The organism is Streptomyces sp. NPDC088745, assembly GCF_044751045.1.
Lineage (GTDB): Bacteria > Actinomycetota > Actinomycetes > Streptomycetales > Streptomycetaceae > Streptomyces > Streptomyces cremeus.
The window spans coordinates 12,583-27,232 of record NZ_JBIVLB010000011.1 but is presented as its reverse complement, the minus strand read 5'-3'; the positions used below and the strand labels follow the sequence as shown (position 1 = coordinate 27,232).

Annotated in this window: 13 protein-coding genes; 1 reads left to right on the top strand and 12 read right to left on the bottom strand. The window is 71.0% G+C overall.

Translation table 11 applies throughout. The features are described 5' to 3' along the window. Positions 1 to 59 precede the first annotated feature (59 nt). Positions 60 to 1,229 (bottom strand): cysteine desulfurase family protein, encoded by a 1,170-nt coding sequence (locus ACIP93_RS25835; protein ID WP_401762078.1) that lies wholly within the window; start codon positions 1,227 to 1,229, stop codon positions 60 to 62. Positions 1,230 to 1,304: 75 nt separating this feature from the next. Continuing rightward, on the bottom strand, positions 1,305 to 2,258 hold the full coding sequence (locus ACIP93_RS25830; RefSeq protein WP_401762410.1) for a helix-turn-helix transcriptional regulator: 954 nt from the start codon (positions 2,256 to 2,258) through the stop codon (positions 1,305 to 1,307). A gap of 111 nt (positions 2,259 to 2,369) precedes the next feature. Here ACIP93_RS25830 and ACIP93_RS25825 point away from each other — a divergent pair, with 111 nt between their 5' ends. Then, positions 2,370 to 2,549: a hypothetical protein gene (locus ACIP93_RS25825; protein WP_345228282.1), complete on the top strand. Its 180-nt coding sequence runs from the start codon at positions 2,370 to 2,372 to the stop codon at positions 2,547 to 2,549. Positions 2,550 to 2,602: 53 nt separating this feature from the next. Here the strand turns inward: ACIP93_RS25825 and ACIP93_RS25820 are convergent, their stop codons facing one another. The 10 genes from ACIP93_RS25820 to ACIP93_RS25775 form a co-directional block, all read right to left on the bottom strand. Further along, the gene (locus ACIP93_RS25820; protein WP_401762075.1) at positions 2,603 to 3,451 is read right to left on the bottom strand and encodes a thioesterase family protein; all 849 of its coding nucleotides are present in this window, start codon (positions 3,449 to 3,451) and stop codon (positions 2,603 to 2,605) included. Between the two features lie 97 nt (positions 3,452 to 3,548). Next, the gene (locus ACIP93_RS25815) at positions 3,549 to 4,220 is read right to left on the bottom strand and encodes a trimeric intracellular cation channel family protein (protein WP_345228284.1); all 672 of its coding nucleotides are present in this window, start codon (positions 4,218 to 4,220) and stop codon (positions 3,549 to 3,551) included. 72 nt (positions 4,221 to 4,292) lie between these two features. Continuing rightward, on the bottom strand, positions 4,293 to 5,684 hold the full coding sequence (locus ACIP93_RS25810; RefSeq protein ID WP_401762072.1) for a M1 family metallopeptidase: 1,392 nt from the start codon (positions 5,682 to 5,684) through the stop codon (positions 4,293 to 4,295). Positions 5,685 to 5,848: 164 nt separating this feature from the next. Continuing rightward, positions 5,849 to 6,898 (bottom strand): dipeptide ABC transporter ATP-binding protein, encoded by a 1,050-nt coding sequence (locus ACIP93_RS25805; protein WP_345229130.1) that lies wholly within the window; start codon positions 6,896 to 6,898, stop codon positions 5,849 to 5,851. Between the two features lie 95 nt (positions 6,899 to 6,993). Continuing rightward, entirely contained in the window at positions 6,994 to 8,139 is a 1,146-nt protein-coding gene (locus ACIP93_RS25800; RefSeq protein ID WP_345228286.1) for an ABC transporter ATP-binding protein, read from the bottom strand. Further along, complete coding sequence (locus ACIP93_RS25795) at positions 8,136 to 9,095, bottom strand: ABC transporter permease (RefSeq protein WP_380837123.1); 960 nt, start codon at positions 9,093 to 9,095, stop codon at positions 8,136 to 8,138. Before ACIP93_RS25795 ends, ACIP93_RS25800 begins: the two co-directional genes overlap by 4 nt. Before the next feature lie 169 nt (positions 9,096 to 9,264). Then, on the bottom strand, positions 9,265 to 11,043 hold the full coding sequence (locus ACIP93_RS25790; RefSeq protein ID WP_401762069.1) for an ABC transporter substrate-binding protein: 1,779 nt from the start codon (positions 11,041 to 11,043) through the stop codon (positions 9,265 to 9,267). Between the two features lie 128 nt (positions 11,044 to 11,171). Next, entirely contained in the window at positions 11,172 to 12,188 is a 1,017-nt protein-coding gene (locus tag ACIP93_RS25785; RefSeq protein ID WP_345228288.1) for an ABC transporter permease, read from the bottom strand. 424 nt (positions 12,189 to 12,612) lie between these two features. After that, positions 12,613 to 13,395 (bottom strand): enhanced serine sensitivity protein SseB C-terminal domain-containing protein, encoded by a 783-nt coding sequence (locus ACIP93_RS25780; RefSeq protein ID WP_345228289.1) that lies wholly within the window; start codon positions 13,393 to 13,395, stop codon positions 12,613 to 12,615. Between the two features lie 159 nt (positions 13,396 to 13,554). Further along, positions 13,555 to 14,313: an enhanced serine sensitivity protein SseB gene (locus ACIP93_RS25775; protein WP_401762406.1), complete on the bottom strand. Its 759-nt coding sequence runs from the start codon at positions 14,311 to 14,313 to the stop codon at positions 13,555 to 13,557. Positions 14,314 to 14,650 lie beyond the last annotated feature (337 nt).

Below are 14,650 nucleotides of genomic sequence, written 5' to 3'. Positions count from 1 at the left end.
GAGTCGGCCTCCGCTTCCGGTTCCGTCCCGCCCCGCAGGCCGGGGCGGGCGGCCCCGGATCAGCTCAGGCCGGCGGTGCGGGCCCGTTCCACGGCGGGGCCGATCGCCGCGGCGACCGCCGCCACGTCGGCCGCCGTGGAGGTGTGCCCGAGGCTGAAGCGCAGGGTGCCGCGCGCCAGGTCGGGGTCGGTGCCCGTGGCGAGGAGCACGTGCGAGGGCTGGGCGACGCCCGCGGTGCAGGCCGACCCCGTGGAGCACTCGATGCCCTGGGCGTCGAGCAGCAGCAGCAGCGAGTCCCCCTCGCAGCCGGGGAAGGTGAAGTGGGCGTTGGCGGGCAGCCGCCCGCCCGGGGCCGGGTCGCCGCCGAGGATCGCGTCGGGGGCGGCGGCCCGGACGGCCCGCACCAGGTCGTCGCGCAGCGCCCCGACCGCACGGGCGAAGTCCGCGCGCCGCTCGGCGGCCAGGACGCCCGCGACGGCGAAGGCGGCGACCGCGGGGACGTCGAGGGTGCCGGAGCGGACGTGCCGCTCCTGGCCGCCGCCGTGCAGGACGGGCACGGGGGTGTACTGGCGGCCGAGGAGTAGGGCGCCGATGCCGTACGGGCCGCCGATCTTGTGGCCGGAGACGGTCATGGCGGCGAGCCCCGAGGCCGCGAAGTCGACGTCGAGCTGGCCGTACGCCTGGACCGCGTCGGCGTGCAGCGGCACCCCGAACTCCGCTGCCGCGTCGGCGAGTTCGCGGACCGGCTGGACGGTGCCGATCTCGTTGTTGGCCCACATGACGGTGGCGAGGGCGACGTCGCCGGGGTCGCGGGCGATGGCGTCGCGGAGGGTGTCCGGGTGCACCCGGCCGTACGCGTCGACGGCCAGGTACTCGACGTCCGCCCCCTCGTGGGCGGCGAGCCAGTCGACGGCGTCCAGGACGGCGTGGTGCTCGACGGGGCTGGCCAGGACGCGGGTGCGGCGGGGGTCCTCGGCCCGCCGGGCCCAGTAGAGCCCCTTCACGGCGAGGTTGTCGGCCTCGGTGCCGCCGGCGGTGAAGACCACCTCGCTGGGGCGGGCCCCGAGGGACGCGGCGAAGGCCTCGCGCCCCTCTTCGACGGTACGGCGGGCTCGGCGCCCGGCGGCGTGCAGGGAGGAGGCGTTGCCGGTGACGGTCAGCTGGGCGGTCATCGCCTCGACCGCCTCGGGCAGCATGGGCGTGGTCGCGGCGTGGTCGAGGTAAACCATGGTGAGGGCGATTGTACGAGGCCGGGGGCCGGACGGCGGCGGGGTCCCGGCGGGGCCGGGGGCGCGGGGCCGGAACTAGCCCTCGTACAGGTCGACCACCTCGCGGGCCGCCCGCAGGAGTTCCGCCCGTGCCGCCGCCGGCGCCAGCACCTCCAGGCTCGCCCCGAAGTCCAGCAGTCCCCGCACCCACCGCAGGTCGGGATAGGCGAGGCAGAGGCCGGTCCAGCCGGCGGCGGCCCCCTCCGCCGGGCCCGTCACGTCCGCCCCGTGCATCCGCAGGAACATGTCCAGCCGCTCCGTGCGCACCCTCGCCCGCACCACCACCCCCGCCCGCCGCGACTCCACCTCCTCCCGCAGCAGCTCCCAGACCTGCGCCAGCTCCACCCCCGGCCGCCGCCGCACCGGGTCGTCCAGCAGGGTCGCCGAGCGCACCCGGTCGGCCCGGTAGAGCCGCGGCCGGGACCGGTGGTCGGCGACCAGGTACCAGGTCCCCGCCTTGGACACGAGGCCGTACGGATCGACCGTGTACGTGCGCGGCCCGGCGGCGTCCGCGTGCCGGTAGCGCAGCCGTACCCGCCGGTCGGCGAAGACGGCCTCGTGCAGCACCCCCAGGTCGGCGTCCCCCGAGGGCCGCCGCCACCGCACCGGGTCGACGACGATCCGCCGACTGGTCAGCTCGGCCGCGGGCCGGTGCGGCTCGGGAAGCGCCGCCATCACCTTCCGCAGCGCGCTCCCCAGCGCCCGGTCGAGCCCGAGGTCGGCGTGCGTGCTCCGCGCGGCCAGCACGAACAGGGCCCGCGCCTCGTCGCCGGTGAGCCCGGTGACGTCCGTCCGGTAGCCGGGCAGCAGCGCGAACCCGCCCCGCCTCCCGCGCTCCGCGTACACGGGCACGCCCGCCGCCGACAAAGCCTCCATGTCGCGGTGGACGGTCCGCACCGACACCTCCAGCCGTTCGGCCAGCTCGGCGGCGGACACCAGCCCACGCGTCTGGAGCAGCAGCAGGATCGACAGCAGCCGGTCGGATTTCACAACGCCCACCCTCCCACCGCATGTCCGCCGCGACCGGGGGCACCCGGCGCATAAGGATTCCGTAAGGGGTCGCAGGGCCAGTCAACTGGCAAGTACACAAGGAGACTTCAGATGCTGGCAATCGTGGGAGCCGTGCTCTTCGTCATCGCGTTCATCATCAACGCGGCCGACATCACGGCGAACGAGATCTTCATGCCGACCAGCCTGATGCTGCTCGGCCTGGCCTTCCTGGCCCTGCACGTGGCGGGCATCGGATCCGGCTGGGGCGGCCGGGGCCGCAACCACCGCTGACGCGGCGGCGGACGGTACGACCCCGACCCCGCGACCGGCCCGGAGCACCGCACCTACTGCCGCGGCGCCCGCGCCAACTGCCGCGACTGCGCCACCAGCCGGTCCGCGCTGTCCCAGACCTCCGCGTCCTCCTCCAGGAAACCGCCCGCCAGGTTGCGGGTGACGACGGAGACCCGCAGGGGGCCGGGCGCGGGCCGGCTGCGTACGTGACAGGTCAGCTCCACGGTCGGCGTCCAGCCCTTCAGGCCCAGCTCGAAGCTGGTCGGGGGCAGGGCGTCGACGGCGAGCAGCAGCGACAGCGGGTCCGCGTCCCGGCCGTCCGCGAGTCCGAACCAGGCCCGCATCTCGCCCTTGCCGGAGGGCGCGCCGACCGCCCAGCCGACCGTCGCGGGGTCGAGCCGCAGGTCGAGGCGTTCGGTGATGGCGTTGGAGCCGGGGATCTCGGGGGCGGGCCCGTCGGACGTGCCGAAGCAGTGCTCCTGCGGCGGGATCGCGGGCGGCTTCGCGGTCGTACGGACGTCCTCGCTCAGCGCGTCGAGGTCGCCGTAGGAGGCGAGGACGCGGATGCGTTCGACCTCGTTGCCCTCCGCGTCGCGCTGGAAGAGGGACGCCTGCCCGGAGGAGAGCGTGCGCCCGCTGCGGACGGCCTCCGTGCGGACGACGGCGGGTCCCGGCGTCGACGGCGTGAAGTAGTGCGCGGAGACCGTGAAGGGGTCCGGGTGCGGGAGCGCGTCGGCGAGCGCGCGGCCGATGACGGCGAGGAGGTAGCCGCCGTTGACGGCGTTCATGATCGTCCAGCCCGCGGAGAGCTCCGTGTCGTACACGCCCGGCTCGCACCGCACCACGGCGGTGTCGCGGTCGAACTCGCTGTCCCCGAGGGTTCCGATGGGTGTCTGTGCCATGCCCGGCACGCTACACCGGCCGATTACTGAGCGGTAGCTTTTCTTGCGCGCCCGAGCTTTCCCGTACGAGGACCTCCTCGCGCGACCGCCCGCCCGGCTAGCCCGCCTGGTCCGGCGCCTCCACCGACACCGACGACCTGTGCCACGCCCGCGGCGCCCGCCAGTGGAACCTCAGCGCGGCCAGCCGCAGCCCGAAGGCCGTGACCGCCGCGAGCCCGCTCGTGTACGGGTTCAGCACGTCGAAGCGGATGCACAGGGCGACCATCGCCGCCCCCACGATCGCCGGCACCGCGTACAGGTCCCGGTCCCAGCGCAGCAGCGAGGGCACCTCGTTGGCGAGGACGTCGCGCAGGACGCCGCCGCCGACCGCGGTGGCCAGGCCCAGCGTCGCCGACGCGGTGAGGCCGAGCCCGTAGTCGTACGCCTTCGCCGTGCCCGTGACGGCGAACAGGCCGAGCCCGGCCGCGTCGAAGACGTTCACCCCGAGCTGGATGCGTTCCACCTGGGGGTGCAGGAAGAAGACCAGGACGGTGGCGAGCAGCGGGGTGACGAAGTAGCCCAGGTCGCTGAAGGCGGCCGGCGGCACCGCGCCGATGATCAGGTCGCGGAACAGCCCCCCGCCCAGGGCCGTGACCTCCGCGAGGACCGCCATGCCGAAGACGTCGAAGTTCTTGCGGACGGCGAGCAGCGCGCCGGAGATCGCGAAGACGAAGATCCCGACGAGGTCGAGCACATGTTGGACGGAGGGGCTGAAGAGTTCCTGGAGCACGCGACATTCTTACCTGCCCACGGGTCGCGAACCCCGGGGTGACAGCCGGGCGGCCCGCCGCGCGGGTCCGGCCTACAGCTTGGGCTTGCCCTTCGTGAACAGCCAGGTGCGGAAGAACCCGTCGAGCTGCTGCCCGGAGATCCGCTCCGCGTACGCGATGAACTCGCCGGTCTCCGCGTTGGCGTACCGGTAGTCGGAGGCCCAGGTGCGCAGCAGCTTGAAGAAGGCCCTGTCGCCGATCTTCTCGCGCAGCACCTGGAGCGTCATGGCGCCCCGGTTGTAGACGGCGGAGGCGAACATCGTGTCGCGCTGCGGGTCGCCGACCACCGTCTGCCAGAACGCCGACTCGGCGGGACGCGCATGGTAGGAAGCGCGCATGAGGTCGTGGGCGGTGCCGCGTCCCTTGTGCTCCTCCCACAGCCACTGGCTGTAGGTGGCGAAGCCCTCGTTCAGCCAGATGTCGTCCCACTCCTCCGGCGAGACCGAGTCGCCGAACCACTGGTGGGCCAGCTCGTGGGCGATGGTGCTCTCGCTGCGGACCGCGGAGTAGACCGGCTTGGTCTGGGTCTCCAGTGAGAACCCGGCCTGCGGCATGTCGTCGACGATCGCGCCGGTCTCCTCGAAGGGGTACGGGCCGAAGAGCGTGGACCAGTGGTCGGTGATCTCCGCGGTGAGGCCGTAGACGTCGACGCTGTTGCTGTCCTTCAGCACCGGGTCGACGGCGACGTAGATCGGGGTGCCGCCGGGGGTGACGCCCCGCTGGACGTCGAACCTGCCGATGGTGGCGGTGGCCAGGTAGGTCGCCATCGGCTTGTCGGTGCGCCAGTGGTGGGTGGTCCTGTCGCCCCGGGTCGTGGTGGAGACCAGCCGGCCGTTGGAGACGCCCGTGAGGCCCTTGGGGGCCTTGATGCGGATGTCGAAGGTGGCCTTGTCGGAGGGGTGGTCGCTGCCGGGGAACCAGGTGGAGGCCGCGTTCGGCTCGCAGGCGACGAAGACGCCGTCGCCGGTCTTCATCCAGCCGTAGTCGGAGCCGAAGACGATCGGCCCGGACAGCGGCTCGGGCACTCCCCCGTAGACCACCTCGACGGTGAACCGGTCGCCCTTCTCCAGCCGGTGGCGGGGCGTGATGCGGAGGTCGTCGCCCCGGCGGCCGAAGTCCGCGCGTCTGCCGTTCACCTCGACGGACTCCACGGTGAGCTTCTGGAGGTCCAGGTGGAAGGAGGAGAGGTTCTTCAGCGCCTTGGCGGTGAGGGTGGCGCGGGCGTCGAGGCGGTCGGTGGCGGGGTCGTAGTCGAGCCCCAGGTCGTAGTGGCGGACGTCGAAGCCGCCGTTGCCGAGGTGGGGGAAGTACGGGTCGCCGACGCCCGGGGACCCGGGTTTCGCGCCCGGGGCGGCCGCGACCAGACAGAAGGAGGAGGCGGCGAGGACGACCGCCGCCAGACGTGCCGAACGGGAGAGTGCCATGAGTCTTCCCTTCGAACGCGTTGTCCCGCCCCTCGGTGTGTGGGGCGGACGCGCCGACTCTGCACTCTCCCGTTCCGGGATGTGACCGACATGTACATGACTTTACGAAGTCGTGCCCTGCCGGCCGGTTGGAAGCCGTACGTCCGGATTGAGCCGTCTCCGGCTCACGCCTCCTTGGCGACGTCCACGACCTTCACCGCGTCCTTCGCCTCCGCCACGATCTCCTCGCCGGGGACCTGGTCCGGAGCGTTCTCCGGGTGGTGGCAGGCCACCTGCTGGCCGGGCTTGAGTTCGAGGAGCGGCGGCTCCTGCGTGGTGCAGATCTCCGTCGCCTTCCAGCACCGGGTGTGGAAGCGGCAGCCGCTCGGCGGCTTGATCGGCGAGGGGACGTCGCCCTTGAGCAGGATGCGCTCGCTCTTGACGCCGCGGCGCTTCGGATCGGGGACCGGCACCGCCGACATCAGCGCCTTGGTGTACGGGTGCATCGGCGCCTTGTACAGCGACGTGCGGTCCGCCAGCTCGACGATCTTGCCGAGGTACATCACCGCGATCCGGTCGGAGACGTGCCGGATGACCGACAGGTCGTGCGCGATGATCACGTAGGTGAGGCCCAGCTCCTGCTGGAGGTCGTCCAGCAGGTTGACCACCTGCGCCTGGATCGACACGTCGAGGGCCGAGACCGGCTCGTCCGCGACCACCAGCTTCGGGTTGAGCGCGAGCGCGCGGGCGATGCCGATGCGCTGGCGCTGGCCGCCGGAGAACTCGTGCGGATAGCGGTTGTAGTGCTCGGGGTTGAGACCCACGAGCGCCATCAGCCGCTGCACCTCCTTCTTGACCCCGCCCTCGGGCGTGACGCCCTGGAGCTTGAACGGCGCGCTGACGATCGTGCCGATCGTGTGCCGCGGGTTCAGCGAGGAGTACGGGTCCTGGAAGATCATCTGCACGTCGCGGCGGTGCGGGCGCATCTTCGCCGTGGACATGTGGGTGATGTCGTGTCCCTCGAACTCGACCGTGCCGCCGGTCGGTTCGAGCAGGCGGGTGATCAGCCGGCCCATGGTCGACTTGCCGCAGCCGGACTCGCCGACGACGCCCAGGGTCTCCCCCGGGTACACCTCGAAGGACAGCCCGTCGACGGCCTTGACCGCGCCGGTCTGGCGCTGCATCAGCCCGGACTTGATCGGGAAGTGCTTGACCAGGTTCTGGACCCGCAGCAGCGGCTCACGGCCGGGCGCGGCGGCACCCGGCGCCCGCGTCTGCTCCTGGTCCTTCTCCTGCGTCTTCGTCTCGTTCTCGCTCACGGCTTCATCGCTCACAGCTTCGGCGCAATCTCTTCGGTCCAGATCCGGGTCCGCTGCTCGGCCGAGAGGTGGCAGGCCGAGAAGTGACCGCTGCTGACCTGTTGCAGCTCGGGCCGCACGGTCCTGGTGACGTTGTCCTTGGGCACGTCGGCGTACGGGCAGCGCGGATTGAAGGCGCAGCCGTCGGGGATGTTGATCAGCGACGGCGGGGAGCCCTTGACCGGGATGAGCCGCTCCGTCTGCTCGCGGTCGATGCGCGGCATCGAGCCCAGCAGGCCCCAGGTGTACGGGTGCTGCGGCTGGTAGAAGACCTCTTCCGCGCTGCCCCGCTCGACGCAGCGGCCGCCGTACATGACCAGGAGCTGGTCGGCCATCTCCGCGACGACGCCCAGGTCGTGCGTGATCATGATGACCGCGGACCCGAACTCCTTCTGGAGGTCGCGGATCAGGTCGAGGATCTGCGCCTGGACGGTGACGTCCAGGGCGGTCGTCGGCTCGTCGGCGATCAGCAGGTTGGGGTTGTTGACCAGCGACATCGCGATCATCGCGCGCTGGCGCATCCCGCCGGAGAACTCGTGCGGGTAGGAGTCCACGCGCTTGTCCGGCTGCGGGATGCCGACCAGGTCGAGCATCTCGACCGCCCGCTTGCGCGCGGTCTTCTTGTCCACGTTGTGGTGGACCCGGTAGGCCTCCACGATCTGCTTGCCGACCGTGTAGTACGGGTGCATGGCCGACAGCGGGTCCTGGAAGATCATCGCCATCTCGCGGCCGCGGAGCTTGCGCACCTCGTCCGGGTCGGCGCCGAGCAGTTCCTGTCCGTCGAACCAGATCTCGCCGGTGACGCGGGCCTTGCTGCGGCCGTACTGGCCGGTGGTGTGCAGGCCCATGATGCCGAGCGAGGTGACCGACTTCCCGGAGCCGGACTCGCCGACGATGCCGAGGGTCTGGCCCTTCTCCAGCTTGAAGCTGAGGCCGTCGACGGACTTGACCAGGCCGTCGTCGGTCGGGAAGTGCACCCGCAGGTCCCGGACCTCCAGGAAGGAGGTCGAGGGGGCGGAGCCCACCGCCTGGGGGACGCCCACGGTGGTCTCGGGCACGGTCGCCGCGGCGGACACGGCGGTGGCCTCGTCCGTGCCGGGCTTGTCGAAGTCGGTCATCCGAGCCTCACTCGCGGGTCGATGACGGCGTACAGCATGTCCACGAGGAGGTTGGCGACGCAGATGAACATCGCCGCGATCAGCGTGACGCCGAGGATCACGGGCAGGTCCTTCTGGGCGATCGCGTCGACCGCGAGCCGGCCCAGACCCGGGAGGTTGTACGTGGACTCGGTCAGGATCGCGCCGCCGAGGAGCGCGCCGAGGTCCAGGCCGAGCAGGGTGAGGACCGGGGTCCAGGTGGAGCGCATCGCGTGCTTGCTGATGACGACGCGTTCGGTCAGGCCCTTGGCCCGGGCGGTACGGATGTAGTCCTCGCCGAGGATCTCCAGCATGCTCGCCCGGGTGAGCCGGGCGTACATGGCGGCGTACAGGAAGGCGAGGGTGATCCAGGGCAGCAGCAGGCTCTGGAACCACTGGGCGGGGTCGTCCGTGAACGGGACGAACTCGCCCTCGATCCAGCCGAGTTGGAAGCTGAAGACGGCCAGCGAGAGCAGTCCGGTGAAGTAGATGGGGAGCGAGACGCCGGCGAGGGCGATGGTCATCGCCGCCCGGTCCCACAGCGAGCCCCGGCGCAGCGCCGAGATCACGCCCGCGGAGACACCGCCGACGACCCAGAGCAGGCACGCGCCGGCCGCGAGGGACAGCGTGACCGGCAGGGCCTCGGTGAGCTGCGGCCAGACTTCCTGCTCGGTACGGAAGGAGTAGCCGAAGCAGGGGGCCGCGCACTGGGTGACGTCAGTCCCGCTGGAGTACTCCCGGCCGACGAACAATGCCTGGACGAAGTGCCAGAACTGGACGAGGACGGGGTCGGCGAGACCCAGCTTCTCCCGGATGCCCTCGATGGCCGCCGCGTCGGTCTGCTTGCCGACGAACAGCAGCGCGGGATCCTGGCCGGCCCATTTGGGCAGGACGAAGAAGATGACGAAGGTCGTCAGCGTGACGACCAACAGCATCATGACAACGGCGAACAGGCGCCGGATGACGTAAGCAAGCACTGTGCGCGGCCCGGTGGCGGCCGGAGGACCCCGGGTCACGGGTTCCTCCGGCCGCCTCCTGCGGCCATCACCTGCCCTTCGGGCTTGGCGGGTTGGCGATGGTGGGGATCGACTGGTCCTCGGGTGAGGACTACTTCATGACACCGAGCGACGCGTAGTCGTAGCGGCCGTTGTACGCGGTGGACGAGTAGACGTTCGTCAGCCGCGAGCTGCGCCACGAGAAGTTCTTCTCGTACAGGAACGGCATCTGGACGGCGAGGTCCGCGGTCTTGTGGTTGACCTTCTTGTAGAACTCGGCGGCCTTCTCCGGGTCGGTGGCCTTCAACGCGTCGTCGAAGAGCTTGTTGATCTCCGGGTCGTTCGTCTCCGAGCCGTTGTAGTTGCCGGTCGGCGCGATGAAGCGGCCGTCGATCAGCGGCTGCGAGAAGCCCTGGCCGGTCGGGAAGTCGGGGCCCCAGCCGGTCATGATGAGACCGATCTTGCGCTGCTTGACGACGGTCGGCGAACCGGTGATGGACTGCGACTCGGCGCCGTCGATCGTCTCGACCTCGGCGTTGATGTTGACCGCCTTGAGGGCCTGCTGGAGGGCCTCGGCGGTCTCCTTCTCACCGGTGTTGTTGCTGCGGGCGCTGATCTTGGTGGTGAAGCCGTTCGGCTGGCCGCACGCCTTCAGCATCTCCTTGGCCTTGGCCACGTCCGGCTTGCCGCCGCGGGCCTTGACGCCGTACGGGTCGTAGTCGTCCGAGCCCTTGATGGTGGTGGGCAGCATGTTGGTGGCGATGGGGCCGCCCGCCTCCTCGCCGCCGCGGACCTCCTGGAGCGACTTGAAGTCGGTCGCGTAGACGACGGCCTTGCGGCACTCGACCTTGTCCAGCGGCGGGACCGGCGTCATGTCGACGTAGCGGGTGAACGACGTCTGGATGTTGTCGACGTTCGCCTTGTGCTTCTTCAGCGCCTCGATGCGGCCGGACTGGGTGAGGCCGGTGCCGTTCATGTCGACGTCGTAGTCACCCTTGATCAGGAGCTTGTCGAGAGCCTCCATGTTGGGGTTGACCGTGACGGTGACCTTGTCCGGCAGAGCGGCCCGGACGGTGTCGGTGTCCTTGCTCCAGTTGGTGTTGCGCACCAGCACGATGCTCTTCTTCGGCGCGTACGACTCGAACTTGTACGGGCCCGAGGAGAACGGCTTGAGCTGGTACTTGGCGCCGGTGTCCTTCTCCTTCTTCACCGGGGAGCCCGCCGGCATCGCCAGCATCTGCTCGAAGTCGACGTTGGGCGTCGCCAGGTTGAAGACGATGGTCTTGTCGTTCGGCGTCTCGATGCCCTTGGGGCCGTCGCTCGTCGTGTCCTTGTACGGACCCTTGTACTCGGCCTTCGGGTCGATGGCCTGCTTCAGGTAGCTCGGGCCGCCGGTGATGGCCTCCGTGGCCCAGATGCGCGAGATGCCGTACTTGATGTCCTTGGAGGTGATCGGCGAGCCGTCCTCCCACTTGAGCCCGTCCTTGAGCTCGTACGTGTAGGTCTTGCCGTCGTTCGAGATCTTGCCGTTGCTCTTCGCGAGGTCCGGCACCAGCTCGGCACTGGCGTCGCCCGGCTTGGCCGCGTAGGTGACCAGCTGGCGCGCGTAGAAGCGGGAGAAGTCCCAGGCCATGCCGTAGTACTGACGCTGCGGGTCGGCAGAGTCCAGGTCCTGCTTGCTGATCATCTTGAGCGTGCCGCCCGTCTTGGTGGACGGGTTCGCGATCTTCGTTCCGGTGGCGGCGTTGAAGCCCGCGCCCTTGCCGCCGCCCTTCTCCTCGTCCTTCTTGCCACCGCCGCCACCGCACGCAGCGGTGGTCATGAGGGCGGCCACGACGAGCGCCGCTCCGGCGACCTGCCTGATCCTCGCCGACGAACGCTGGGGATTCATGGGTTCTGCAACCTCCGGGTGAGTGCGGTTACCGGCACAGGGCCCGGGAACCTTCGAGGAGCCGCCTGGCCGTTGTGGCAGGGGCGGGAAAGACGGGACGCGGTCCTCGCGGGCCGCGCGCCCGGTGGTCAACGGGTGCCCTTCGGGTCGAGCGCGTCGCGCACTCCGTCGCCGAAGAGGTTGAAGGCGAGCACCGTGATGAAGATCGCCAGACCGGGCACGATCATGAACAGCGGGTCGCTCTCGTAGGTGTTGATGGCCTTGGAGAGCATCTGGCCCCAGGAGGAGGTCGGCGGCTTCACGCCGGCGTTCAGGAAGGAGAGCGCCGCCTCGGTGAGGATGTTGGTGGGAATCATCAGCGTCGTGTAGACGGTGATCGGCGCCACCAGGTTCGGCAGCAGCTCCTTGAACAGGATGTACGCGCGTCCCGCTCCCAGGCTGCGCGCGGCCTCGACGTACTCCTTCTCGCGCAGCGACAACGTTTGCCCGCGCACGATGCGGCCGATGTAGGGCCAGCCGAAGAAGCCGATGACCATGACCAGGATGAAGATGCGGACCGAGCTGCCGGTCATGCCGAGGAGGTCGCCCGGCAGCACCGAGACCAGCGAGATGATGAAGAGGAGCTGCGGGAAGGCCAGCAGCATGTCCATGACCCGGCTGATGACCGAGTCGATCCAGCCGCCGAAGTAACCGGCGACGATGCCCAGGATCGTGCCGAGGACGACGGCGACCACCGCGGCGAGGAAGGCCACCAGGAGGGAGATCCTGGCACCGTAGACGATGCGGCTGAACACGTCACGGCCGTTGCCGGGCTCGACACCGAGCAGGAAGTCGGAGCTGACACCGGCGAACATGCTCTCGTCGAGGCCCTCGGCGACGCCGAACAGCGGGTCGATCCTGTCCTGGTGGAACTCGTCCGGCGGGTGGCCGAGCAGGTTCACGATCAGCGGGGCGAAGAGCGCCACGAGCACCAGGAGGACGACGACCACGCCGCCGGTCAGCGCGAGCTTGTCGCGCTTGAGTCTGGTCCAGGCGATCTGGCGCAGCGACCGCCCCTCGACCGACTTCTTCGCAACATCGGCCGCGACGTCGGCGGGAGCGGCCTTGTCCGCGTCCGGCGAGGTGTCGTGCAATGGTGCCGTCATCGTGGTGGGGACCCCTCTCGGCCGACGGTGGTCGGCCCTTGCCCGCCGCTGTGGCGGCTTGGAGCTTGTCGAACACAGGGCGGAACGCCCCTTGATTCGGGGAGTCTTCAATGCGGACGCCAAACCCCGCCAGACCCCCCGACCAATGGATGCGCAACCGTGATGCTTACTGCGGCTTTCCGCTATCCGAACGCGGGTGAACGACGGGCGAACAGTGGGCAATTGGGCGCAACGCCCGGCACTCACCCCCAACTGCCGCCCATAGCCGCCATATTGGGGCAGACCCATTTCCGTCGCGTGCGCAAGCCCCGTCTCAGCATGCAGACGTGCCCAACTCTGCCCACGGGCATGCCAATTGACCCCTCAGGTGGCTTTTGGCAGGACTTTCGGGGGGACCTTCGGGTGGAAAAGAGGACGGAGCGGCTCAGTAGGCGCGCGACGGCGGGTAGCCGTATCCCGGCGCGCCCGTCGGGGCGGGGGCGTGCGCGTCGCGGTCGTAGAACGGGCGGGCGTTGGCCCGCAGCCACATGCCGACCGGGTCGTGCTCGTCGGTCATCGCGACCGTGGACACCGGCAGGCCGTCCGGGACGACGCCGATGGACTGCTGCATCATCGCCCGCACCGCCTCCACCGACTGGCGGCTGGTGTCGTACAGGTCCAGACCGATGGCGAGGTAGGGGGCTCCGAGCATCGGCTGCACCCAGGCGCGGCTGAGCGCGCGGACGGCCGGGGTGCGGTGCGCGTTCTGGGAGAGCTGGGCGTAGAACTGCGGGATGTCCAGGGCCGGTTCGCTCATCCGCAGCGGCCCCGCCGGCATCCGGTCCAGACCGGTGGCGATGCGCCGCAGGTCGAGCCAGGGGATGCCGACGCCGCCGCCGGGGGCGTGCGGGTTGAGCCAGATGCCCCAGCGGTCGGGGTACAGGGCACGGGCCAGGTCACGGCCCTGCGCCACCTCGTACGCCCGGTTCCAGCCGCTCGCGGCGAGCTCCTGGGCGGAGGTCACGCAGGGCGCGTAGCCGCAGCCCTCGACCTCCATGTTCCCGTACTGGGCGTCGGGGGAACCGGCGGTGCCGTGCCACAGCAGCATCCACACCTGGCCGTCCGCGAGGGCGTGCAGCAGCGCCTCGTACGCGTCGTACCGCCCCGGGGTCACCTGGCGCAGCATGTGCTCGACCTGTCCGGCCGCCGCGGAGCCTGACGCGCTCACCCTGGGTCCCGCCCCTCTTCGATCCACCGTGTCGACACCGCCCCCGTGTGGCGTGGTCATCGAACAGCTTAAGCGGCACCGCTGACACCGGGCCGGTGCCGGGCGGGAAGACTTGGCCCGCCTTCGACGACGCCGGCCGCCGCGCGGTCGTACGGGATCTCAGTGCTCGCGCGTGTAGAACGGCCGGACCCGCTCCAGCATCCAGTCCACCACCGGGTCCTGCGCCATGTCGAGCAGCAGCAGGTGCACCGGCCACGGCACGGACTCCCGGCCCAGCGCCCGCCCCAGCGCGTCCATCGGCGCGTTGCGGTCCGCCCCCTCCCACGACGACAGCCGTACGCCGACGAACAGGACCGGCGGGTCCCCCTCCACGCTCGCCAGGGCGCGCCGGGCGGTGACGACGACGCCGCTCTGCTGGAACTCCCCCGCCGCCGCGGCGAGGAAGTCGACGGGCTCGTCCTGCCAGTCGGGCTCGAAGAGCCGCACCCGGCCGCCGGTCGCGGGCCCGTCCAGCGGGGAGCGGCCGGTGCGGCACAGTTCGGCGACGGCGGGGGGCGGCAGCGGCATGCCGACCGCGCCTTCCGGGTTCACCACGATGCCCAGTTGGGGCGGCAGCCCGCGGGCGAAGTCGACGGCCGGGGCGACCGCGCAGTCCATGTGGCCGCCGGCGCAGGCGAGGAACTGCTGCTCGGAGCTGAAGACCGGCACGTACGCCTGCCCGTCCAGCTCGACGGTCGGCAGGTCGGGCGGGCCCTGGTCGGGGCCGCCGCCGTTGGGCAGCGGGATCCAGACCTGCGAGCGGGCGAACACCTCGACGAGCCGGGGGCCGGCGCCGGGGTCGCCGAGAGAGGCGGCGAGCACTTCCTCCAGCTCGTTGGCGGGCCAGCCGCCACCGGGGAGGCCGCCGCTCCCGGGCAGGCCGCCGCCGGGCAGGTCACCACCGGGGAGAGCACCGCCGGGCAGGCCGTTCCCGGGAAGACCGCCGCCCCCGGGGAAACCATGGGAAGGGTCACCGCCGGAGAGGCCGCCGCCCCCGGGGAAGCCAGGGGAAGGGTCACCGCCGGGGAGACCCGCCCCACCCGGGGCGCCGTAAGGAGTGCCGCCGTACGGGCCCGGCTGCTCCGGCACCCCGTACTGCCCCGTCGTCTCCGGTATGTCCACGGACCGTCCCCTTCTCGCCTGCCGACCGCCCCCGCGCTGGGCCCGAGCCTATCGCCGGGCCGCTCCGGGTCCGCGGCGTGCACCCGAATGGCCA